Origin of the sequence: Azospirillum himalayense (genome assembly GCF_042657465.1) — a bacterium.
GTDB classification, from domain to species: Bacteria; Pseudomonadota; Alphaproteobacteria; order Azospirillales; family Azospirillaceae; genus Azospirillum; species Azospirillum himalayense.
In genome coordinates this window covers 86,113-105,631 of the sequence record NZ_JBHSLC010000007.1, presented here as the reverse complement: position 1 = coordinate 105,631, position 19,519 = coordinate 86,113, and the positions used below count along the sequence as shown (strand labels likewise).

Here is a 19,519-nt window from a genome sequence, read left to right as displayed (position 1 = left end):
AGCCCCCTCGCGCCATTGGCCCCTTGGCAGGGGCGCGGGTGTGAGGGGGCACGGATCAATATGTCGTTGCGAGGCCCCTTTATAGGGAACAAGGCGGCGCGGGGGAAGGGGTGGGATGATGCGCGGGCCACATGTCTGAAACATCGCCAGCGGGCGGCGAGGCAAGGCTTGAACCCGCGCCGAAAGGGCGTCATCAATCGGGGTGCGCCGGAAACCCGGCGTTTCCCGATTCTCGCCAGCGGGAGAAGCCCGCACATCCGTCCTGACCGCCTCCGGAGTTCGCACCCGACGATGACCCACGCTTTCGCCAAGGACAGCCGCGCCTGCGCCGCCTGCGTTTCGTGGGGGGGCGACCGCGCCCTGTCGGACGACAACACGCTCGTCCACGTCGACCGCTACAGCGCGGAGGGGGAGTGCCGGACGGCGACCAGCCAGGATTACCGGAAGGTCACGCGTTCCTACCACACCTGCCCGACCTGGGCGCCGCTGCCGATGCTGAAGAAGCACGGCGGGCGCCCGGAGCGTCAGCCGGTCTTCGCCAGCCGCCCGGCTCCGGCCCCCGCCGCACCGAAGCCGGTCCCGGAGGTCGTGGCGGTCGCGCCGGTGCGCGTGGTCACGGCCGCCGCCCCCACCGTTCCGCCGCCGCCGCCCGCGCCGCCGGTCTGCCGGTCGGAGCCGCTCGACCTCGAGCAGATCCCGCAGATCGCCAGCCTGCTCTACGTCCATTGGCGGCGCCTCCTCCGGGGGCGCGCGATGCCGGAGGCGCGCGACATCGACACCGCGCAGATCCGCGAATGCGTGCCGCGCCTGTGCCTGATGGAGCCGCTGCGCGGCGGCGAGGATTTCCTCTACCGCGCCTGCGGGCGGGCGGTGCAGCGGCGGATCGGGCAGCGCGCGGTGCCGCGCCCGGTCAGCGACTGCCACCCCGCCGAAGCAGCGGCGCGCTTCAACGCCGACCTGCGCGCCTGCCTGGAGACGGGGGAGCCGCGCGGCCTTCTGGTGCGCGACGACCCGATGCTGCCGGGCGCGCGCTTCGTCGAACTGCTGCTGCCGCTGTCCGACGAGGACGGCCGCCCGGCCCGCGTGCTGGCCTTCCGGCACGTGCCGGGGGGCTGACGGAGGCCGCGGTGCCCTGGAGCGCACAGCCCCCACCGGAGCCCCCGCCGCAGTCTCCGATGCCGGCGCCCGGCGGTGCCAGTCCGGCCGGCGGCGCCGACATGGTGGGGGTCTGGCCGTCCGCCGTCTGGATCGTCGTCGGCACGCTCTTCTATCTGGAACACCCGCAGAGCTTCGCCGGCTGGAAAGGTGCGCTCTATTATGTGGTCGGCACCGCCGTCGTGGCGCTGGTGATCGGCCTCGTCAGCCTGAACCTGCGCCGCGCCGTCGCCGGCATGCTGGCCGAGGTGTTTCCCCGCCGCGACCGTTTCACCGACCTCGTGAGCCTGATGCTGCGGCTGATGCTGGCCACGGCGGAGGGCATGCTGGTGGCCCTGTTCGCCCGCTGGACGCTGGGGGCGCTGGGCTAGGGTGGGGGGTAGGGTGATCCTTCGCCAACCAATCGGCGCTACACTGTCCTTTCCGGGACCGGTCGTCCCGTCGGAGGGGCTATGCTGAACCTGTCCGCCTACTGGTCGCCGGCCGAACTGGCCGTCAACGGCATCATCCTGCTGCATCTGGTCGGGGCGCTGGGGCTCGGCATCCTGATGGGGTACGAGCGCTCCTTCCACGGGCGGGCGGCGGGGATGCGCACCTACGCGCTGGTCTGCCTCGCCTCGACGGCGCTGACCGTCGTCAACGCCTATCCCGGCCTGTGGTACGGCGGCATCGGGAGTGGAAACGGCGGGGGCGGCGACCCGACGCGGGTCATCCAGGGCATCGTGACCGGCATCGGCTTCCTCGGCGCCGGGGTCATCATGCGGGAGGGCTTCTCGATCCGCGGCCTGTCCACCGCGGCGTCGATCTGGACGGCGGCGGCGATCGGGGTGACCGTCGGGCTGGGCTTCTACGCCGCGGCCATAGGCACCGCCTTGCTGGTCATCCTGGTGATGAGCGCCTTCCGCCGGCTGGAGGCGGTGCTGCCCCACCACACGGTGGTCCAGGTGATGCTGGTATTCGAACGCGCGCACGCTCCCCCGGCGGAAACGATCCGCGCCAAGGCGCTGGAGCACGGCTACGAGATCGTGTCCTGGGCCTTCCACCTGCGCAACGGCAGCGGCCACCTGGAGTATCAGCTCACGCTCCAGGCCAACGGCACGCCGGACCCGATGGAGTTGATCGACAAGCTCGCCCACACCAGCCAAGTCGTGGAGTTCCGCCTGTCGCCATCGCGCATGTGAGGGGCGGATGTGAAGGGCCGGCGCGCCTACTTGTCCAAGAGGAAATAGGCGAAGTCGATGCTGGGCGCAGCCAGTCCGAACTGCGTCAGCAGGGTGTGCGCCTGCCCGCGGTGGTGGGTCTGGTGGTTGAACACATGGGCCAGCACCGCGGAAAAGGGCATGGTGAAGGCCTGCCCGGCCAGCGAGCGGTAGTGGAGGTCCGCGGCGAAGCGGGCCTCCTCCTGCTCCGCCACGACGCGGATGAGGCGCTCGTCCTCCGCCTCGCGGGCGGCGCGCAGATCGTCGAAGCCGTCATAAAGGATCTCGTCCAGGGCGAAGGGCATCGGCCCGTCCCCCTCGATGCGGCGCAGCCACACCCGGTCGGCCACCAGGATGTGGTTCAGCGTTCCCCGCACCGAGCGGAAGAAGGCGCTGCGGTCCTCGCGGTACTGGGCGTCCGACAGCTCGGCCGCCACCGCGTAGAGGCGGCGGTTGGCCCAGCGGTTGTAGCGCGCGAACCGTTCGAAATGCGCCTTCATCGCCCCGTCTCCTGTTCTCAGACCCCGGCGCGCTTGGCCGACAGGCCGGCGGGGGACAGCAGCACCTCGCGCTTGCCCTGGTGGTTGGCCTGGCCGACCACGCGCTCCGTCTCCATCCGCTCGACCAGACGGGCGGCGCGGTTGTAGCCGATCTGGAGCTGGCGCTGGATGAAGCTGACCGACACCTTGCCCTCGCGCACGACGAGGTTGACGGCCTGCATGTAGAGGTCGTCGCCGGAATTGCCGCCGCCGCTCTCGTCGTCCTCGTCGGCGACCGCCTCGTCCTCTTCCTCGGTGATGGCGGTGACGTAGTTGGGCGCGCCCTGCGACTTGATGAACTGCACGATCTCCTCGACCTCCGAATCGGAGACGAAGGGGCCGTGGACGCGGGTGATGCGGCCGCCGCCGGCCATGTAGAGCATGTCGCCCTGGCCGAGAAGCTGCTCGGCCCCGGCTTCGCCCAGGATGGTGCGGCTGTCGATCTTGCTGGTCACCTGGAAGCTGATGCGGGTCGGGAAGTTGGCCTTGATGGTGCCGGTGATGACGTCCACCGACGGGCGCTGCGTCGCCATGATCAGGTGGATGCCGGCGGCGCGGGCCATCTGGGCCAGCCGCTGGATCGCCGCCTCGATCTCCTTGCCGGCCACCAGCATCAGGTCGGCCATCTCGTCCACGATGACCACGATGTAGGGAAGCGGCGTCGGCTCCTGCGGGGTCAGGTCGAAGACGGCCTCGGCCTCGCCGGGGACGTGGCGGCGGGGCATCGGCTCGCCGTTGGCGATCATCTCGGCGATGCGGGCGTTGTAGCCCTCGATGTTGCGCACGCCGAGCTTGGACATCGCCTCGTAGCGGCTCTCCATCTCGCGCACGGCCCAGCGGAGCGCGATGACGGCCTTCTTCGGGTCGGTCACCACCGGGGTCAGCAGATGCGGGATGCCGTCGTAGACCGACAGTTCCAGCATCTTCGGGTCCACCATGATGAAGCGGCAGCGGTCGGGCGGCAGCCGGTAGAGCAGCGACAGGATCATCGTGTTGATGGCGACCGACTTGCCCGAACCGGTGGTGCCGGCGACCAGCAGGTGCGGCATGCGGGCGAGGTCGGCGACCACCGGCTCCCCGCTGATGTCCTTGCCGAGCGCGATGGCGAGGTGGGCCTGCGACTCGGCGAAGGCCGCGTGGTCGAACATCTCGCGCAGATAGACCATCTCGCGCACCGGGTTCGGCAACTCCACGCCGATCACGCTGCGGCCCGGCACGATGGCGATGCGGGCGGTGACCACGCTCATGGAGCGGGCGATGTCGTCGGTCAGATTGATGACCGTGGCCGACTTGGTGCCCGGCGCGGGCTCGAACTCGTAGAGCGTCACGACGGGGCCGGGGCGCACGTCCATGATCTCGCCGCGGACGCGGAAGTTCCGCAGCACCGTCTCCAGCATCCGCGCGTTGCGGGCCAGGACCGTCTCGTCATGCTGCTGGGGCGGGCGCGGCGGCGGGTTCTGGAGGAGCGTGGTGCCGGGCAGGGCGTAGGGATCGTCCTCGCCGGCCGGCTCGCCGTAGGCCGCGCCATCCTCGTCCGTTTCGTCCCCGTCCAGGCCATCGTCATCCAGGCCATCTTCGTCCGGCGCGACGGGGTCAGCGTCGTCCTCGGTCGCCCCGTCCTCATAAGCGAGGGCGTCGTCCGCCTCATCCTCGGATTCCGCGTCCTCGGGCAACTCCTCGGCGTCGGGAATGAGGACATCCTCCACGTCCGCAGGCGCGTCCACGGCCACATCCGACGCCAAGGCCGGGGGAGTCGTCTCGGCGGCGCGCGCCTCATAGGCCCATTCGACGCCGGACAGGAAGGCGAAGCCGGCGACCACCGCCAGCGCCTCGTCGCCGAGGTTGGTCGAATAGACCGTGCCGGCCCGCGGGGTTCCGGGGAGCACCTCAACGTCCCACAGCAGCCGCCCGTCCGGGCGCGCGTTGGGGATCAGGTTGAAGGGACGGCCGTTCAGCGCGCACCACAGATTGAACTCGTCGGCGGTGACGACTCCCGACTGGGTCACGGGCGCGGTCAGGTGGGGCGTGCGCGGCGTCATGCCGGGGCTCCCGGTTTCTGTTCGGTGGAGAAGGACTCGCCGTCTTCGGCGTCGTCGTCGGGGGTATCGTCGGTCTCGGTCTCGGTCTCGGTCTCGGTTCCGGCTTCGGTGTCCGCGGCCCCGTCCGTATCGTCGTCGATGTCGGCGCCCTCGTCCGCAAGGGACTCGGATTCGCTGTCCACCGTGTCGTCCGCCTCCGGCCCGTCCGCCTCCGGCCCGTCATCATCCGGCCGGTCATCATCCGGACTGTCGATCTCCACCTCCGCCTCATCCTCCGCCGCGCCGGGGGTGAGCACAGCGCAGGGCGGTTCGTCCGGCGGCAGTTCGTAGGCGGCGACCAGGATCTTGTCGATGGTCTCGCCATCGCTGGACATCGGCAGCGCCAGCCGCTCCCACGTCCGCATGACGCCGCTGAAGTCGGCGGTGTAGACACGGGCGACCGGCAGCCGCTCGCGCAGGAGGGAGGCGTATTCGGGGCGCAGGATCGCCCGCTGCTCCTCCGGCAGATCATCCAGCGTGGCGCCCAGGCGCGAATGCCCGAAGGCCGCGGCGAGCGACTGGCCATAATAGGAATAAACGAAGTCGTCGTCTCCGATGACCTCGAAAATCACAATATTATCCTTCCACGGCCGCAAATCGGCCGGGGCGACGGTGCTGGACACCGGCGGCTTCCCGCCGATGCATTTGGTGAGCCAGAAGTCAAGCAGGCCGCTCAGGTGCGGCGTCGCCAGCTCGGTTCTTTCCTTGATCATGGATTGGGCGCGGAATTCTCGGGCGGCGCCCCGCGGGGCTACCCCCTGGAGCTTTCATGGACCGCCGGAACCATACCCGGAAGGGACGGGCAGGCGCAACCGCAAGGGACCGCCCCGTTCAAGCCGGCTTAACCCTGTCGCCCGGATGCCGCAGTGGCGGTGCGGGAACGTCTCTGCCGTTCAGCCCCCGCACCGCAAGAGCGCGTCACGCCGCGCAGGTCACCCCGGTGCCGCCCAGCCCGCAATAGCCGGCGGGATTCTTGGACAGATACTGCTGGTGGTAGTCCTCGGCGTAATAGAAGGGCGGGGCCTCGCGAAGCTCCGTCGTCACCGGGCCGAAGCCGGCCTGCTGCAGGCGGGTCTGATAGGACTCGCGGCTGGCCTCGGCGGCGGCGCGCTGGGCGTCCGTGTGGGTGTAGATGGCCGAGCGGTACTGGGTGCCGACGTCGTTGCCCTGGCGCATGCCCTGGGTCGGGTCGTGCGCCTCCCAGAAGACGCGCAGCAGCTCCTCGAACCCGACCTTGGCCGGGTCGTAGACGACGCGCACCACCTCGGTGTGGCCGGTGCGGCCGGAGCAGACCTCCTCGTAGGTCGAGTTGGGGGTGTGGCCGCCCTGATAGCCGACCATGGTCGTCCAGACGCCCGGCACCTTCCAGAACTTGCGCTCCGCCCCCCAGAAGCAGCCGAGCCCGAAGTCGGCGACCTCCAGCCCCTCCGGATAGGGCGGGGTCAGCGGGTTGCCGTTGACGTGGTGGCGCGGCGGCACGGGAACCGGCGTGTCGCGTCCGGGCAGGGCCTCCTCCGCGCTGGGCAGCGCCAGGGGCTTGCGCATGAACATTCCGAGCATCTCGGCCTCTCCGATGGCGTAGGAGTTGGGGATGGGGATTTGGGGATTATGTCGGGTCGCCCCGCCCCGGAGGCAAGTCGGCGCCTTTGCACGGGAGCCTTCCGCGGCTCCGCCTGTTTACCCTTCGGAATGTTCAGTCCAAGGTGGAACCGCGGGGAGAGAACCATGACGATCGACGACGCCACCCTCCAGCGCCTGATTAACAAGGGACGCCAGCACGGCAACCGGCTCAGCGTCGAGCAGCTCGGCCAGGACGTGCCGGTGGAGACGATGACCCCGGAGGAGGTCGCCGTGGTGGTGGAGCGGCTGGAGGCCGCGGGCATCGACGTGGAACTGACCGACGAGCGGCTGAAGCGCCCGCGCAGCGATGGCGGCGACTACCGGCGCGGGGCCGGGGTGGTCACCATCGCCAGTCCGGCGGCGCCCGCCGTCTCCGCCCCCGGCGCCCGACCGTCCGAACATGGCTGGGCCGACGAGGGGCTGGGCCACGCCCACGGCGCGCATCACGGCTCCCGCCGGGCGCCGACCTGGGACCGCGGCGGGGTGGACATGCTGCCCGTCGTCTCGGTCATCGTGGTGGCGCTGGTGCTGATCATCGCCCTGGGCGGCTGAGCAGCCAAGCCGTCAGCCCGGCTTCGCCAGCGCGTGGATGAGGATGGCCGCGGTCGCCGCGACGTTCAGCGACTGGACGCGGCCGGTGCCGGGCAGGGTCAGGATGTCCTCGCAGGCGGCGAGGGTGGCGGGGGGAAGCCCGTCCTCCTCGTTGCCCAGAACGACGGCGGCGGGCCGCTCGCCCGTGGTGAGGACCGCCGGGTCGGTGACCACCGTCCGGCCCCGACCCAGCGCCGTCCCAGCCACCCGGTAGGACTCGCGAAGCCGCTTCAGAACCGTCGGCAGGTTGGCCGCCCGGTACAGCTCCACCCATTCGAATCCGCCCTCGGCGACGCGGTAGGCGGATTCCGACGGCAGGGCCTGTCCGGGATGGTCCGACACCACGACGCGCCGCAGGCCGAAGAAGGCGGCGGTGCGCAGGATGGCGCCCAGATTGTGCGGGTTTCCGACCCCGTCGAGGATCAGCAGCGGCTGGCCGTCCGACGTCCAGCGCTTCGCCGCCTCCACGTCGAAGGCGGGGACCGGGCGCGGCGCGATCAGCGCGACGACGCCGCCATGAAGGACTGTCCCGGCAACCTTGGCCAGTTCGTCGGCCTCCACCATGCGGTAGGGCCTGCGCGCTGCGGCCATCGCCTTGCAGAAGTCGCCGGTCTTCGCCTTCAGCCGCTCTTCGAAGAACAGCCGCTCCACCCGCGCCGCATCATGGGCGAACAGGGCGGAGACGGCGGAGAGGCCGGCGACGCGGAACAGCTTGCCCGGCTCCTCCCGCGGTTCTTCCCGGCGCAGCTCCTTGCCGGCGTGGGCCGGACCCGGACGCGGGGAGCGGGCAGGGGAGGAGACGGGCGGACGGCCGCGCGGGGTCGTCGGCTTCGGCATGATGGACTCGGGGGCTTGCGGGAACGGGCCGGCATTCTGGACCAACCCGTTCCCGAACTCAAAGCCCTCAGTGGTTTCCGTTTTTGCTCCGCGCGTAGCCGGCGTAGGCAGCGGCCGCAGCGGCGGCGACCCCGGCGACGAGCAGCGGCGACACCCAGGCGGGCGGCGGGGTGCGGAAGCCGCCGGTGACTCCGCGGCCGCGCTCCACCGGGGTGAACAGGTTGCCGTCGCTCGTCGCGGCGGGCGGGGTCCGGCTGAAATGGCGGTGGGCGCCGTGGCCGGCGATCTTCTCCATCAGGCGCGGCGCCACCGCGTGCCCCAGCCGGGTCAGCGGAGTCATCGCACCGACCATCGCCTGGGCGCGCGGGCGCAGCGCCACGGCCAGCACGGTGTCCGCCACGTCCTGCGGGTCGTCGTAGAAGGGGCTTTCCGCGTCCAGCTGATGGCCGGTGTAGTTGGCGCCGTGGGACATGCCCGGCGTGTCGGTGAAGAAGGGGTAGACGCCGCAGACATGGACCCCCGGCGCGTCGACCAGCTCCGCCCGCAGGCTTTCCAGGAGCCCCTCCAGCCCGAACTTGCTGGCGGCGTAGGCGGCGGCGTAGGGGGCGGGCGCCCAGGCCCCGACCGACACCGTGTTGATGAGCACCCCGTGCCCCTGCCGGCGGAACAGCGGCAGCACGGCGTGGGCGGCGTAAAGCGGGCCGAACAGGTTGGTCTCGACGACGCGGCGGTGCGCCTCCAGCGGGGTGTCCTCGAACCGGCCGACGGCGCCGACTCCGGCGTTGCTCACCCAGACGTCGATGCCGCCGAACAGCTGCACCGCCCGGTTGGCCAGCCGGAGGACCGCCTGGGCGTCGGTGACGTCGGTGGGCACCACCTCGGCCTCGCCGCCCAGTTCCCGGCATTCCTCGGCGACCTCGCCGAGCAGGGCTTCCCGCCTTGCGGCCAGCACCAGCCGGGCGCCCTCCCGCGCGAAGGTCAGGGCGGTGGCCCGCCCGATCCCGCTCGACGCTCCGGTGATGACCACCACGGCCCCGCGCACGCTGTCCATCCATCCTCTCCCGTCAATGCCTCGATGTGGCATCAACAGGACAGGACGGCCCGGCGTCGCGGTGCCGCGACCGTTTTGGGATGGATCAGATCAGCTTGATCGCCAGGAAGCCGCCGATCAGCGCGACGGCGAAGGCGGTGGTGACCAGGGTCAGCCGCTTCTCGATGAAGGCGCGCACCGGCTCCCCGAACCAGTAAAGGAGGGCGGCGACCAGATAGAAGCGGATGGCCCGCGACAGGATCGAGGCGCCGATGAACACCCAGATGTTCAGCTTCGCCACGCCCGCGGTGATGGTCAGCAGCTTGTAGGGGATGGGCGTCATGCCCTTGATGATGAGAATCTCCGCGCCGTATTCGACGAAGGTATGGCGCAGCGTCTCGAACTGGGCTTCCAGGTGGTAGAAGTCGATGACCGCCTTGCCGATGGCCTCGTACAGGAAGAAGCCGATCATGTAGCCGGCGACGCCGCCCACCACCGAGGCCAGCGTGCAGATCGTCGCGATCCGCCACGCGGCCTGCCGGTTGGCGAGCACCATCGGCACCATCAGGATGTCCGGCGGGATCGGGAAGAAGGAGCTTTCCGCGAAGGAAACCCCCGCCAGCCAGGTGGTGGCGTTCTTCGAGGCCGCCTTGGCCATCGTCCAGTCGTAAAGGCGCTTCAGCATGCCGGTCGCAGCCCGTGTTGTGCCGGTGAGGGAGCCCCTGTTTTAGCGGGGGACCGGGCCAGCGGCTACGACCAATTCGGGGCGGCCCCGGAAAGGCTACGCCATCGGCCTAGCGGGACGCGGGGGCGCTCCCGGACCCGGCGCTGTCCGGTTCCGCGTCGTCGGGATCGGCGCGCGCCACCGGATCGCAGTCGCCGTCGCGTGAGCCGCCGGGATGGCCGCCGGGCATGCCGCGGTAGCGCGTGTCCGGGTTGGACCCGCCGCCGCCGCTCTGCTCGTCGCAGAGAGGCTCGATGTCGGTCTTGTGAATGTCCTTGGGCTCGGCGCCTTTTTGTCCTGCGGTGTCGTCGGCCATGGCCGTTCTCCGGCTGCGGGAGTGGAAACCGGGCAACAGGCCAGCGCCGCCGCGGTTCCCGCTCCGCTGACGCTCACTTGGTCGCGGCTTCCAGATAGGCGATCAGGTCGGACCGGTCCTCCGGCTTCGCCACCCCGGCGAAGGCCATGCGGCTGTCGGGAATGACCGCCTTCGGGTTGGCGAGATAGGGGTCGAGCGTCTTGGCGTCCCACGCGATGCCGGAGGCCTTCAGCCCCTCGGAGTAGTTGGCGAAGCTGTCCACCGTGCCGGCCTTGCGCCCGAACAGCCCATGCAGCGTGGGGCCGACGCGGTTCTTGCCCGCCTCCACCGTGTGGCAGGCCTTGCACTGGCGGAACAGTTTCTCGCCGTTCGCCGGATCGCCGTCGGCCAGGGCCGGGAGCGGCGCCGCGGCGAGAAGGACCAGGGTGGCCAAGGCTGTACGGGCAGCGGTGCGGGCGGCGGTGCGCATGGGTCGTGGGCCTCCTTCGTTTCACCGCGGCGGAAGGTCGCGGCGTCGAGGGAGACTTTACGGATCGCCGGAGTCCGGGCCATTGGACTTTGGATCAGCGGAGTCCGCGCCCTTTTCAAGCGCCGCCTCCGGTTTCAGCGCCTCGTCCAGCCAGGCGAGGTGGGGCGCGGCGGCGCGGCGGGCCTCCTCCTCCATGCGGCGGTAGCGGGCGATCACCTCCTGCCCGAAGGCGGTCAGGCCGGTCCCGCCGCCCTCCCGCCCGCCGACGTTGGTGCGCACCACCGGCTCGCGGAAGGCGGAGTTCATGGTTTCCACCAGGAACCACGCGCGCCGGAAGGACATGCCGAGCGCCCGCGCCGCCGCGGAGATCGAGCCGGTGCGGTCGATCTCCTCCAGCAGGGACACCTTGCCGGGGCCGATGGCGCCGGAGGGGTGGAGGAAGCGCAGCCGGATGTCGGTCGTCATGTCCTGAAGTCTCGCCGGGAAACGGAAGGGTCTCCGTCCAAGGTATCATCTGTCGGCCAACGGTCAGTCCCGAATCTGGGGCGGGCCGCGTCTGCAACCAAAGTCGAATTTACCGGCCTTCCCCGAAACCGCGATAACGGCGGGGCGCTGTGACGGATACCGATCATCGGACGAACGGACACAGGGCGCACAACCCGCCAAACGTCATTCCACGACATTCAGTTCGGGCAATCCGCTTCGGGAGGAAACCGCCGTGATCCATCAGGCCCTGGAAACGCTCAGCAAGCAGGTCGCCATCCGGCCGCGCTACGACAACTTCATCGGCGGCCAGTGGGTGGCGCCGACGAAGGGCCAGTATTTCACCAACCTGACCCCGATCACCGGCAAGCCGCTGTGCGAGGTCGCCCGCTCCACCGCGGAAGACATCGAAAAGGCGCTGGACGCGGCCCACAAGGCCAAGGACGCCTGGGGCCGCACCTCCCCGGCGGAGCGCGCCCGCGTCCTCAACAAGATCGCCGACCGGCTGGAAGAGCGTCTGGACGTGCTGGCGCTGGCCGAGACGCTGGACAACGGCAAGCCGATCCGCGAGACGACCCACGCCGACCTGCCGCTCGCCATCGACCATTTCCGCTACTTCGCGGGCTGCATCCGCGCCCAGGAAGGCTCCATCGCGGAGATCGACCACACCACCTACGCCTATCATTTCCATGAGCCGCTGGGCGTCGTCGGCCAGATCATCCCGTGGAACTTCCCGCTGCTGATGGCGGTGTGGAAGCTGGCCCCGGCGCTGGCCGCCGGCAACTGCGTCGTGCTGAAGCCCGCCGAGCAGACCCCGATGGCCATCATGGTGATGATGGACATCATCGCCGACCTGCTGCCGGACGGCGTCATCAACGTCGTCAACGGTTTCGGCGTCGAGGCCGGCAAGCCGCTGGCCCAGAGCCCGCGCATCGCCAAGATCGCCTTCACCGGCGAGACGACGACCGGCCGCCTGATCATGCAGTACGCCACGGAGAACATCATCCCGGTCACGCTGGAGCTGGGCGGCAAGTCGCCGAACATCTTCTTCAAGGACGTGATGGCCGAGGACGACGATTTCCTGGACAAGGCGCTGGAAGGCTTCGCCATGTTCGCGCTGAACCAGGGCGAGGTCTGCACCTGCCCGTCGCGCGTCCTGGTGCAGGAGAGCATCTACGACAAGTTCATGGAGAGGGCCCTGGCCCGCGTCGCGGCGGTCAAGCAGGGCAGCCCGCTCGACCCCGCCACCATGATCGGCGCCCAGGCCTCCATCGACCAGCTCGAAAAGATCCTCTCCTACATCGACATCGGCAAGGCCGAGGGCGCCAAGGTGCTGATCGGCGGCGAACGCGCCCATCTGGGCGGCGAGCTGGAGAGCGGCTACTACGTCCAGCCGACGGTCTTCGAAGGCCACAACAAGATGCGCATCTTCCAGGAGGAGATCTTCGGGCCGGTGGTGTCCGTGACGACCTTCAAGACCGAGGAAGAGGCCCTCGCCATCGCCAACGACTCGCTCTACGGCCTGGGTGCCGGCGTGTGGAGCCGTGACGGCAACCGCGCCTTCCGCATGGGCCGCGCCATCCAGGCCGGTCGCGTGTGGACCAACTGCTACCACCTCTACCCGGCCCACGCGGCTTTCGGCGGCTACAAGCAGTCCGGCATCGGCCGCGAAAACCACAAGATGATGCTCGACCACTACCAGCAGACCAAGAACCTGCTGGTCAGCTACAGCCCGAAGGCTCTGGGCTTCTTCTGATCCTTTTGTCTCCTCCCTGACGACCTTGGGCCGGCGGCCATTCGGCCTCCGGCCCTTTTCTCATCCGACGGGCCATTCACTCGGGAGCGTCCGCCCATGGTCGAACGAGTCGTCGCCACACCGGCGGCCCTGGCGCTGATCGAAAAGCTGCGCGGCCTCTACGGGCCGCTGTTCTTCCACCAGTCCGGCGGCTGCTGCGACGGCAGCGCGCCGATGTGCTTCATGGACGGCGAGTTCCGCCCCGGCGGGCAGGACGTCCGGCTGGGGGAGATCGGGGGCTGTCCCTTCTACATGGGGGCGGCGCAGTTCGAATACTGGTCGCACACCCAGCTCATCATCGACGTGGTGCCGGGGCGCGGCGCCAGCTTCTCGCTGGAGGCGCCGGAAGGCGTGCGCTTCCTCACCCGTTCCCGCCTGTTCTCCGATGGCGAGGTGGAGGCGCTGCGCTCCGATCCTGGCGATATGACGAAAAAAGCATAGCGCCGTTTCGTGGAATGCGGTATTCAGGATTCGACTTTGGGACTTCCCAGTCGGCACGGCCTCCGGGCGGTCTGATCCGTGTTCAGACCGGCTCCCCCGCGTGGTGGTGCATATGGAACCGAACTCAGGCGCCTTCCGCGACGGCGGAAGGCGCCTTTTTCGTGGCGTGGGAAAGAGGCGGTTCCTTGGACCTTTGGAGGAGGGGAGGCCGCGGCCTCCCTCATCGGATGAACGCCGGCGTGGCGTTCAGGCGCGCTTCCAGGTCGTGCCCTGCGGGCCGTCCTCCAGGACGATGCCGAGGTCGGCCAGCTCCTTGCGGATGCGGTCGGCCTCCGCGTAGTTCTTGGCCTTGCGGGCGGCCAGACGACCCTCGATGCGCTGCTGGATATCGGCGTCGGAAAGGGCGGCGGCCCCCTTCGGCGCCCAGCGGAACCACGTCTCCGGGTCCTGCTGGAGCAGGCCCAGCGCCTCACCGGCGGCGCGCAAGGCGCCCTTGGCGGCGGCCTTCCCGGCGTCTCCCGTCTTGTTCACCGCCGAGGCCAACTCGTGCAGGTGGGAGATGGCGAGCGGGCTGTTGAGGTCGTCCTCCAGCGCGGCCAATACGTCGAACGGCAGTTCGGCGTCCACCGGGGCCGGGTCGCCGCGCAACGCCTGATACCAGCGGTCGAGCGTCGCCTTGGACTGCTTCAGCCCCTCGCGGGTGAAGTCCAGCGGCTGGCGGTAATGGGCGCTCATCAGGGTCAGGCGGATGGCCTCGCCGGGGAACTCGTCCAGCAGCTCGTGCACGGTGAAGAAGTTGCCCAGCGACTTGGACATCTTCTCGCCCTCGACGGTCACGAAGCCGTTGTGGACCCAGTAGCGGGCCAGCGGCTCGCCGTCGTGGGCGCAACGGCTCTGGGCGATCTCGTTCTCATGGTGTGGGAAGATCAGGTCCAGCCCGCCGCCATGGATGTCGAAGGTGACGCCCAGATGCTCCTTGGCCATGGCCGAGCATTCGATGTGCCAGCCCGGCCGCCCGCGGCCCCACGGGCTGTCCCAGCCGGGCTGGTCGGCGGCGCTCGGCTTCCACAGCACGAAGTCGGAGGAATCGCGCTTGTAGGGGGCGACCTCGACGCGGGCGCCGGCGATCATCTCGTCCAGCGAGCGGCGGGAGAGCTGCCCGTACTCCGCCATCGACGGCACGGAGAACAGCACATGACCTTCCGCGGCATAGGCGTGGCCCCGCTCGATCAGCAGCCCGATCAGCGCGACCATGTGCGAGATGTGGTGCGTGGCGCGCGGCTCGATGGTCGGGCGCAGCGCGTTCAGCGCGTCCATGTCGGCGTGGTAGAGGTCCGCGGTGCGCTTGGTCAGCGCCTCGATCGGCTCCCCGCTGTCGCGCGAGCGGTCGATGATCTTGTCGTCCACGTCGGTGATGTTGCGGACGTAGGTCACCGCCGGATACAGCCGTTGCAGCAGCCGGAACAGCAGATCGAACACCACCACCGGGCGGGCGTTGCCGATGTGCGCGGTGTCGTAGACCGTGGGTCCACACACATACATGCCCACCCGGTCCGGAGTCATCGGCTCGAAGCGTTCCTTGCGGCGGGTCAGCGTGTTGTAGAGGTCCAGCGGCACGGCGCCATGTCTCCTGTATGGGGTCTTCGCGGTTTTACGCGGTCTCTCCCGCGAGGCGCTTTTGCGCGCGGGTTCGGCCGATCAGGGGTAGCAGGTTCTTCAATTCCGGTCCATGGTCCCGCCCGGTGAGGGCGCGGCGCAGGGGGAGGAACAAATCCTTGCCCTTCCGGCCCGTCTTCGCCTTCACCGCACCCGTCCAGGTTCCCCAGGTGGAGAGGTCCCACGGCTCCTCCGGCAGCAGGGCCGCCGCCTCGGCCAGGAAGGCGGGATCATCCGCCGCCGGGGCGACCGGGGCGTGGGTCACCGCCCACCAGTCGCGGGCCTCGGCGACGCGCGACAGGTTGGGGCGCACCGCCTCCCAGAAGGCCGCGTCGGCATCATCCAGGCCGAGCGCGGCCAGCTCCCCGGCGACCCGCTCGAAGGGCAGCAGATGGAGGATGCGGGCGTTCAGCCGCAGCAGCTCCTCCGGGTCGAATTTCGGGGTGGCGCGGGACACCTTGGCGATGTCGAACTCGGCCACCAGCTCGTCCAGCGTCAGCCGCGGCTCGATGGCGTCGGAGGTGCCGAGCTTGGCGAGCAGGCTGGCCAGCGCCATCGGCTCGATCCCCTCCTCCTCGCGCAAGCTGGCCACCGACAGGCTGCCCAGCCGCTTGGACAGGCCCTGTCCCGTCGCGTCGGTCAGCAGCGGCAGATGGGCGAAGACCGGGACGGCCCCGCCAACCGCCTGGAAGATCTGGATTTGCACCGCCGTGTTGGCGACGTGGTCCTCGCCGCGGATGACGTGGGTGATGGCGAGGTCGGCGTCGTCCACCACGCTGGTCAGGGTGTAGAGCGGGCGCCCATCCTCGCGGATCAGCACGGGGTCGCTGAGCGCCGACCCTTCGAAATGCACCGGCCCGCGCACGAGGTCGGTCCATTCGACCGGCGTGTGCTCCAGCTTGAAGCGCCAGTGCGGCTTGCGCCCCTCCGACTCCAGGCGGGCGCGGTCGGTGTCGCCCAGGCGGAGCGCCGCGCGGTCGTAGATCGGCGGACGGCCCTGCGAGACGAGGCTGGCGCGCTTGAGGTTCAGCTCCTCCGGCGTCTCGTAGCAAGGATAGAGCCGCCCGCTGGCCTTCAGCGCCGCCGCCACCTCGTCATAGCGGCCATAGCGGTCGCTCTCCCGCGCGAAGCGGTCCCAGGTCAGGCCGAGCCACGTCAGGTCCCGTTCGATCCCCTCTGCGTATTCCGGCTTGGAGCGCTCCTCGTCCGTGTCGTCGAGGCGCAGCAGGAAATTGCCGCCCGCCTTGCGCGCGAACAGCCAGTTGACCAGCGCGAGGCGCACATTGCCGACATGGAGGAGACCGGTCGGGCTGGGGGCGAAGCGGACGGCGACGGACATGCGGGCATCATTCGAAAGTCGGGAACAGGGCGGCAGTCGTAGCACGCCGCGCGCCGGTCCGAAAGACGCCCATCAGGCGCCAGGGGGCCTATCGCGTTCGGAGAACAACCCCTCTCCCGCCCCGGGAGAGGGTGGCGCCGCAGGCGCCGGGTGAGGGTCGTCCGAGGATCAGTGGACCAAGCCTTGTCGGCACCCTCACCCTTCCCACGCTGCGCGCGGGCCCCTCCCCTCTCCCGGGGCGGGAGAGGGGATTTTAATTGCCGCTCCCACCCCTCCACAATTTCCGGCGCACATGGATTGTTTCGATTGAAACAATTCTTGCGTGGAGCGGTGGCGGAGGCGATGCTGTCCCCCTGTGCGGGTTTTCGACCCGCGAAACCTATTGGAACGGGAGAGCGGCCATGAAGCTGGCCGAAGCCCTGCTGCGCGCGCTGAAGGATCGCGGCGCACAGGCCATGTTCGGGATTCCGGGCGATTTCGCCTTGCCCTTCTTCAAGGTGGCGGAGGAAACGCAAATTCTGCCGCTCCACACGCTGAGCCACGAGCCGGCGGTGGGCTTCGCGGCGGACGCGGCGGCGCGCTACAGTTCCACTCTAGGGGTGGCGGCGGTCACCTATGGCGCGGGCGCCTTCAACATGGTGAACGCGGTGGCCGGCGCCTACGCCGAGAAGTCGCCGGTCGTCGTCATCTCCGGCGCACCGGGCACGACGGAGGGCAACGCCGGCCTGCTGCTGCACCATCAGGGCCGCACGTTGGACACGCAGTTCCAGGTGTTCAAGGAGATCACCGTCGCCCAGGCCCGGCTGGACGATCCGGCCAAGGCCCCGGCGGAGATCGCCCGCGTGCTGGGGGCCGCCCGCGCGCTGTCGCGCCCGGTCTATCTGGAAATCCCCCGCAACATGGTCAACGCCGAGGTCGAGCCGGTGGGCGACGACCCCGCCTGGCCGGTGGACCGCGACGCGCTGGCCGCCTGCGCGGACGAGGTGCTGGCGGCCATGCGCTCGGCCACGTCGCCGGTGCTGATGGTCTGCGTCGAGGTCCGCCGCTACGGGCTGGAGGCCAAGGTGGCGGAGCTGGCGCAGCGGCTGGGCGTGCCGGTGGTCACCACCTTCATGGGACGCGGCCTGCTGGCCGACGCGCCGACCCCGCCGCTCGGCACCTACATCGGCGTTGCCGGCGACGCGGAGATCACCCGGCTGGTCGAGGAGTCGGACGGGCTGTTCCTGCTCGGCGCCATCCTCAGCGACACCAACTTCGCGGTGTCCCAGCGCAAGATCGACCTGCGCAAGACCATCCACGCCTTCGACCGGGCGGTGACGCTGGGCTATCACACCTACGCCGACATCCCGCTGGACGGGCTGGTGGACGCGCTGCTGGAGCGGCTGCCGCCGTCCGACCGGACGACCCGCGGCAAGGAGCCCCACGCCTATCCCACCGGTCTTCAGGCGGACGGCGAGCCGATCGCCCCGATGGACATCGCCCGCGCCGTCAACGACCGCGTCCGCGCCGGGCAGGAGCCGCTGCTGATCGCGGCGGACATGGGCGACTGCCTGTTCACCGCCATGGACATGATCGACGCCGGGCTGATGGCGCCGGGCTATTACGCGGGCATGGGCTTCGGCGTGCCGGCGGGCATCGGGGCGCAGTGCGTGTCGGGCGGCAGGCGCATCCTGACCGTTGTCGGTGACGGCGCCTTCCAGATGACCGGGTGGGAGCTTGGCAACTGCCGACGGCTGGGCATCGACCCCATCGTGATCCTGTTCAACAACGCCAGTTGGGAGATGCTGCGCACCTTCCAGCCCGAATCCGCCTTCAACGACCTGGACGACTGGCGCTTCGCCGACATGGCTGCGGGCATGGGCGGCGACGGCGTCCGCGTGCGCACGCGGGCGGAGCTGAAGGCGGCGCTGGACAAGGCCTTCACCACCCGCGGGCGCTTCCAGTTGATCGAGGCGATGATCCCGCGCGGCGTGCTGTCCGACACGCTGGCCCGCTTCGTCCAGGGGCAGAAGCGCCTGCACGCAGCACCCCGGGAGTAGGCGCAGGAACCGCGTCCGCAGGCGGGTGGCCAGCCGCGCGCTGATCGGGCTGGCCCGCTAAGCTGTTGTCGCGCTTGCGCTAAGGGCGAGGTGCCGAAGCGGAATACTCCCTTCGGCACTGCCGCTGCGCAACAATTCGTTAACCATAAAAGCCCACCCTGTCCCTGCTTTCGGGCAGAATTGATTCAGGGACGAGGACGGCGATGACCTGCATTGTTGGCTTGGTGGACGGCGATCGTGTGTGGATGGGCGGTGACAGCGCGGGCGTGAACGGCCTGGACATCACCGTGCGCGCGGACACCAAGGTGTTCCGCAACGCCGACCTGCTGATCGGCTTCACCAGCAGCTTCCGCATGGGCCAGCTGCTGCATTACCGGCTGGAGCCGCCGCACCGCGACCCCGAGGCCGACGTCTTCCGCTACATGGTCGTCGATTTCGTGGACGCCGTGCGCGGCTGCCTGAAGGACGGCGGCTACGCCCACCGCTCCAACGACGTGGAGACCGGCGGCACCTTCATGGTGGGCTATGAGGGGCGGCTCTTCTCCATCCAATCCGACTATCAGGTGGGCGAGGCGGTGCGCGGCTATCACGCCATCGGCTGCGGGTCCGACTACGCGCTGGGCTCGCTCGCCTCCACGGCCGGCCTGCCGGCGGAGGAGCGGGTGCTGAAGGCGCTGGAATGCGCCGAGTTGTTCAGCGGCGGCGTGCGCGCCCCCTTCACCATCCAGTCGATGGTCCGCCGCCCGCATCTGGCGCTGACCGAAGCGGCGTAAAGACACAATAAAAATCAGGACTTCCCGCGCCGTTTTCGCCATCCGGCAAGACGGCGCGAAGTCGTGCCCGCGCCGCGGCAAACTGTGTTATAGGGACGGCGCTCCGTCCGCCAGAGATGGAGAAGAAAAAGACCATAAATACAGTGGGTGCTAGAGAATGGTGGACCAAACTGTTGGTGATGCGGATCGTTTGATTGGCGAAGAGTCTCGCGATGTCTCGGGCCGGGTGCATGGCCTGCCGGCTTACTGCAATTCGCCTTACTTCGTGTTCCCGGCGCTGATCCTTCTGCTGATCATGCCGCTGTCGATCATTTTCCACCCGTCCTGGATCGTTCCGCTGGCCGAGCTGTACGCGGTCGGCATGATGGTGACGATCATCCGCCTGACGCGCTGACGCGCCGGTCTTCCCCCACCCCGGCCCTTCGCTTCCGCTTC

The 19,519-nt window shown here is 69.6% G+C and carries 21 protein-coding genes; 9 read left to right on the top strand and 12 right to left on the bottom strand.

The features are described from left to right. Window positions 1–291 precede the first annotated feature (291 nt). The 3 genes from ACFPMG_RS05450 to ACFPMG_RS05440 all read left to right on the top strand — a co-directional run bounded on the left by ACFPMG_RS05450 (window position 292) and on the right by ACFPMG_RS05440 (window position 2,336). Window positions 292–1,116 (top strand): PAS domain-containing protein, encoded by an 825-nt coding sequence (locus ACFPMG_RS05450; protein ID WP_376994189.1) that lies wholly within the window; start codon window positions 292–294, stop codon window positions 1,114–1,116. Window positions 1,117–1,175: 59 nt separating this feature from the next. Beyond that, entirely contained in the window at window positions 1,176–1,526 is a 351-nt protein-coding gene (locus ACFPMG_RS05445) for a hypothetical protein (protein ID WP_376994188.1), read from the top strand. Between the two features lie 81 nt (window positions 1,527–1,607). Further along, on the top strand, window positions 1,608–2,336 hold the full coding sequence (locus tag ACFPMG_RS05440; protein ID WP_376994187.1) for an MgtC/SapB family protein: 729 nt from the start codon (window positions 1,608–1,610) through the stop codon (window positions 2,334–2,336). A 26-nt stretch (window positions 2,337–2,362) separates the two neighbouring features. Here the strand turns inward: ACFPMG_RS05440 and ACFPMG_RS05435 are convergent, their stop codons facing one another. From ACFPMG_RS05435 to msrA, 4 genes are all read right to left on the bottom strand, one after another. After that, window positions 2,363–2,854 carry a DinB family protein gene (locus tag ACFPMG_RS05435; protein WP_376994186.1) on the bottom strand — a complete coding sequence of 164 codons (492 nt, stop codon included), beginning with the start codon at window positions 2,852–2,854 and terminating at the stop codon, window positions 2,363–2,365. Between the two features lie 17 nt (window positions 2,855–2,871). Then, window positions 2,872–4,932, bottom strand: a complete 2,061-nt coding sequence (locus tag ACFPMG_RS05430) for a DNA translocase FtsK (protein ID WP_376994184.1) — start codon at window positions 4,930–4,932, stop codon at window positions 2,872–2,874. After that, on the bottom strand, window positions 4,929–5,684 hold the full coding sequence (locus ACFPMG_RS05425) for a PAS domain-containing protein (RefSeq protein ID WP_376994182.1): 756 nt from the start codon (window positions 5,682–5,684) through the stop codon (window positions 4,929–4,931). The genes ACFPMG_RS05430 and ACFPMG_RS05425 overlap by 4 nt, the downstream gene beginning before the upstream one ends. A 205-nt stretch (window positions 5,685–5,889) precedes the next feature. Then, window positions 5,890–6,531, bottom strand: coding sequence for a peptide-methionine (S)-S-oxide reductase MsrA (gene msrA, locus ACFPMG_RS05420; RefSeq protein WP_376994180.1), 642 nt, complete (start codon window positions 6,529–6,531; stop codon window positions 5,890–5,892). 165 nt (window positions 6,532–6,696) lie between these two features. Between msrA and ACFPMG_RS05415 the strand changes: the two genes are divergently transcribed. Further along, a complete protein-coding gene (locus tag ACFPMG_RS05415; RefSeq protein WP_376994178.1) occupies window positions 6,697–7,143 on the top strand; it encodes an RNA polymerase sigma factor region1.1 domain-containing protein in 447 nt (148 codons plus the stop codon). 12 nt (window positions 7,144–7,155) lie between these two features. On the opposite strand, the gene ACFPMG_RS05410 is transcribed toward ACFPMG_RS05415, so the two are convergent. The 6 genes from ACFPMG_RS05410 to ACFPMG_RS05385 form a co-directional block, all read right to left on the bottom strand. Then, entirely contained in the window at window positions 7,156–8,019 is an 864-nt protein-coding gene (locus tag ACFPMG_RS05410) for a TrmH family RNA methyltransferase (protein WP_376994176.1), read from the bottom strand. Between the two features lie 67 nt (window positions 8,020–8,086). Then, window positions 8,087–9,070: an SDR family oxidoreductase gene (locus ACFPMG_RS05405; RefSeq protein WP_376994174.1), complete on the bottom strand. Its 984-nt coding sequence runs from the start codon at window positions 9,068–9,070 to the stop codon at window positions 8,087–8,089. A gap of 85 nt (window positions 9,071–9,155) precedes the next feature. Next, window positions 9,156–9,734 (bottom strand): YqaA family protein, encoded by a 579-nt coding sequence (locus ACFPMG_RS05400; protein ID WP_038529360.1) that lies wholly within the window; start codon window positions 9,732–9,734, stop codon window positions 9,156–9,158. 109 nt (window positions 9,735–9,843) lie between these two features. Further along, window positions 9,844–10,089, bottom strand: a complete 246-nt coding sequence (locus tag ACFPMG_RS05395) for a hypothetical protein (RefSeq protein WP_376994173.1) — start codon at window positions 10,087–10,089, stop codon at window positions 9,844–9,846. Between the two features lie 73 nt (window positions 10,090–10,162). Further along, window positions 10,163–10,558 carry a c-type cytochrome gene (locus ACFPMG_RS05390; RefSeq protein ID WP_376994172.1) on the bottom strand — a complete coding sequence of 132 codons (396 nt, stop codon included), beginning with the start codon at window positions 10,556–10,558 and terminating at the stop codon, window positions 10,163–10,165. 57 nt (window positions 10,559–10,615) lie between these two features. Further along, on the bottom strand, window positions 10,616–11,023 hold the full coding sequence (locus tag ACFPMG_RS05385) for a winged helix-turn-helix domain-containing protein (protein ID WP_014241340.1): 408 nt from the start codon (window positions 11,021–11,023) through the stop codon (window positions 10,616–10,618). Between the two features lie 253 nt (window positions 11,024–11,276). Here ACFPMG_RS05385 and adh point away from each other — a divergent pair, with 253 nt between their 5' ends. Continuing rightward, window positions 11,277–12,797 (top strand): aldehyde dehydrogenase, encoded by a 1,521-nt coding sequence (gene adh, locus ACFPMG_RS05380; protein ID WP_376994171.1) that lies wholly within the window; start codon window positions 11,277–11,279, stop codon window positions 12,795–12,797. A 96-nt stretch (window positions 12,798–12,893) separates the two neighbouring features. Continuing rightward, window positions 12,894–13,277: a DUF779 domain-containing protein gene (locus tag ACFPMG_RS05375; RefSeq protein WP_038529350.1), complete on the top strand. Its 384-nt coding sequence runs from the start codon at window positions 12,894–12,896 to the stop codon at window positions 13,275–13,277. Window positions 13,278–13,523: 246 nt separating this feature from the next. Here the strand turns inward: ACFPMG_RS05375 and cysS are convergent, their stop codons facing one another. Next, a complete protein-coding gene (gene cysS / locus ACFPMG_RS05370; RefSeq protein ID WP_376994169.1) occupies window positions 13,524–14,894 on the bottom strand; it encodes a cysteine--tRNA ligase in 1,371 nt (456 codons plus the stop codon). 34 nt (window positions 14,895–14,928) lie between these two features. Then, on the bottom strand, window positions 14,929–16,272 hold the full coding sequence (gene gltX, locus ACFPMG_RS05365; protein WP_376994168.1) for a glutamate--tRNA ligase: 1,344 nt from the start codon (window positions 16,270–16,272) through the stop codon (window positions 14,929–14,931). Window positions 16,273–16,673: 401 nt separating this feature from the next. On the opposite strand from gltX, the gene ipdC reads away from it, so the two are divergent. The 3 genes from ipdC to ACFPMG_RS05350 all read left to right on the top strand — a co-directional run bounded on the left by ipdC (window position 16,674) and on the right by ACFPMG_RS05350 (window position 19,478). Continuing rightward, window positions 16,674–18,311: an indolepyruvate/phenylpyruvate decarboxylase gene (gene ipdC, locus ACFPMG_RS05360; RefSeq protein WP_376994167.1), complete on the top strand. Its 1,638-nt coding sequence runs from the start codon at window positions 16,674–16,676 to the stop codon at window positions 18,309–18,311. A 203-nt stretch (window positions 18,312–18,514) separates the two neighbouring features. Continuing rightward, window positions 18,515–19,084, top strand: coding sequence for a hypothetical protein (locus tag ACFPMG_RS05355; protein ID WP_038529345.1), 570 nt, complete (start codon window positions 18,515–18,517; stop codon window positions 19,082–19,084). A gap of 157 nt (window positions 19,085–19,241) precedes the next feature. Next, on the top strand, window positions 19,242–19,478 hold the full coding sequence (locus ACFPMG_RS05350) for a hypothetical protein (RefSeq protein ID WP_146205863.1): 237 nt from the start codon (window positions 19,242–19,244) through the stop codon (window positions 19,476–19,478). Window positions 19,479–19,519 lie beyond the last annotated feature (41 nt).

Bases quoted from the DNA above. Each gene is read 5' to 3' on its own strand.
- gltX (WP_376994168.1), bottom strand. From the start codon at position 16,272: ATGTCCGTCGCCGTCCGCTTCGCCCCCAGCCCGACCGGTCTCCTCCAT.
- ACFPMG_RS05415 (WP_376994178.1), top strand. From the start codon at position 6,697: ATGACGATCGACGACGCCACCCTCCAGCGCCTGATTAACAAGGGACGC.
- ACFPMG_RS05430 (WP_376994184.1), bottom strand. From the start codon at position 4,932: ATGACGCCGCGCACGCCCCACCTGACCGCGCCCGTGACCCAGTCGGGA.
- ACFPMG_RS05400 (WP_038529360.1), bottom strand. From the start codon at position 9,734: ATGCTGAAGCGCCTTTACGACTGGACGATGGCCAAGGCGGCCTCGAAG.
- ACFPMG_RS05450 (WP_376994189.1), top strand. From the start codon at position 292: ATGACCCACGCTTTCGCCAAGGACAGCCGCGCCTGCGCCGCCTGCGTT.
- ACFPMG_RS05425 (WP_376994182.1), bottom strand. From the start codon at position 5,684: ATGATCAAGGAAAGAACCGAGCTGGCGACGCCGCACCTGAGCGGCCTG.
- ACFPMG_RS05445 (WP_376994188.1), top strand. From the start codon at position 1,176: ATGCCGGCGCCCGGCGGTGCCAGTCCGGCCGGCGGCGCCGACATGGTG.
- ACFPMG_RS05385 (WP_014241340.1), bottom strand. From the start codon at position 11,023: ATGACGACCGACATCCGGCTGCGCTTCCTCCACCCCTCCGGCGCCATC.
- ACFPMG_RS05395 (WP_376994173.1), bottom strand. From the start codon at position 10,089: ATGGCCGACGACACCGCAGGACAAAAAGGCGCCGAGCCCAAGGACATT.
- ACFPMG_RS05435 (WP_376994186.1), bottom strand. From the start codon at position 2,854: ATGAAGGCGCATTTCGAACGGTTCGCGCGCTACAACCGCTGGGCCAAC.
- ACFPMG_RS05405 (WP_376994174.1), bottom strand. From the start codon at position 9,070: ATGGACAGCGTGCGCGGGGCCGTGGTGGTCATCACCGGAGCGTCGAGC.
- msrA (WP_376994180.1), bottom strand. From the start codon at position 6,531: ATGCTCGGAATGTTCATGCGCAAGCCCCTGGCGCTGCCCAGCGCGGAG.
- ACFPMG_RS05410 (WP_376994176.1), bottom strand. From the start codon at position 8,019: ATGCCGAAGCCGACGACCCCGCGCGGCCGTCCGCCCGTCTCCTCCCCT.
- ACFPMG_RS05375 (WP_038529350.1), top strand. From the start codon at position 12,894: ATGGTCGAACGAGTCGTCGCCACACCGGCGGCCCTGGCGCTGATCGAA.
- ipdC (WP_376994167.1), top strand. From the start codon at position 16,674: ATGAAGCTGGCCGAAGCCCTGCTGCGCGCGCTGAAGGATCGCGGCGCA.
- ACFPMG_RS05350 (WP_146205863.1), top strand. From the start codon at position 19,242: ATGGTGGACCAAACTGTTGGTGATGCGGATCGTTTGATTGGCGAAGAG.
- ACFPMG_RS05440 (WP_376994187.1), top strand. From the start codon at position 1,608: ATGCTGAACCTGTCCGCCTACTGGTCGCCGGCCGAACTGGCCGTCAAC.
- ACFPMG_RS05390 (WP_376994172.1), bottom strand. From the start codon at position 10,558: ATGCGCACCGCCGCCCGCACCGCTGCCCGTACAGCCTTGGCCACCCTG.
- ACFPMG_RS05355 (WP_038529345.1), top strand. From the start codon at position 18,515: ATGACCTGCATTGTTGGCTTGGTGGACGGCGATCGTGTGTGGATGGGC.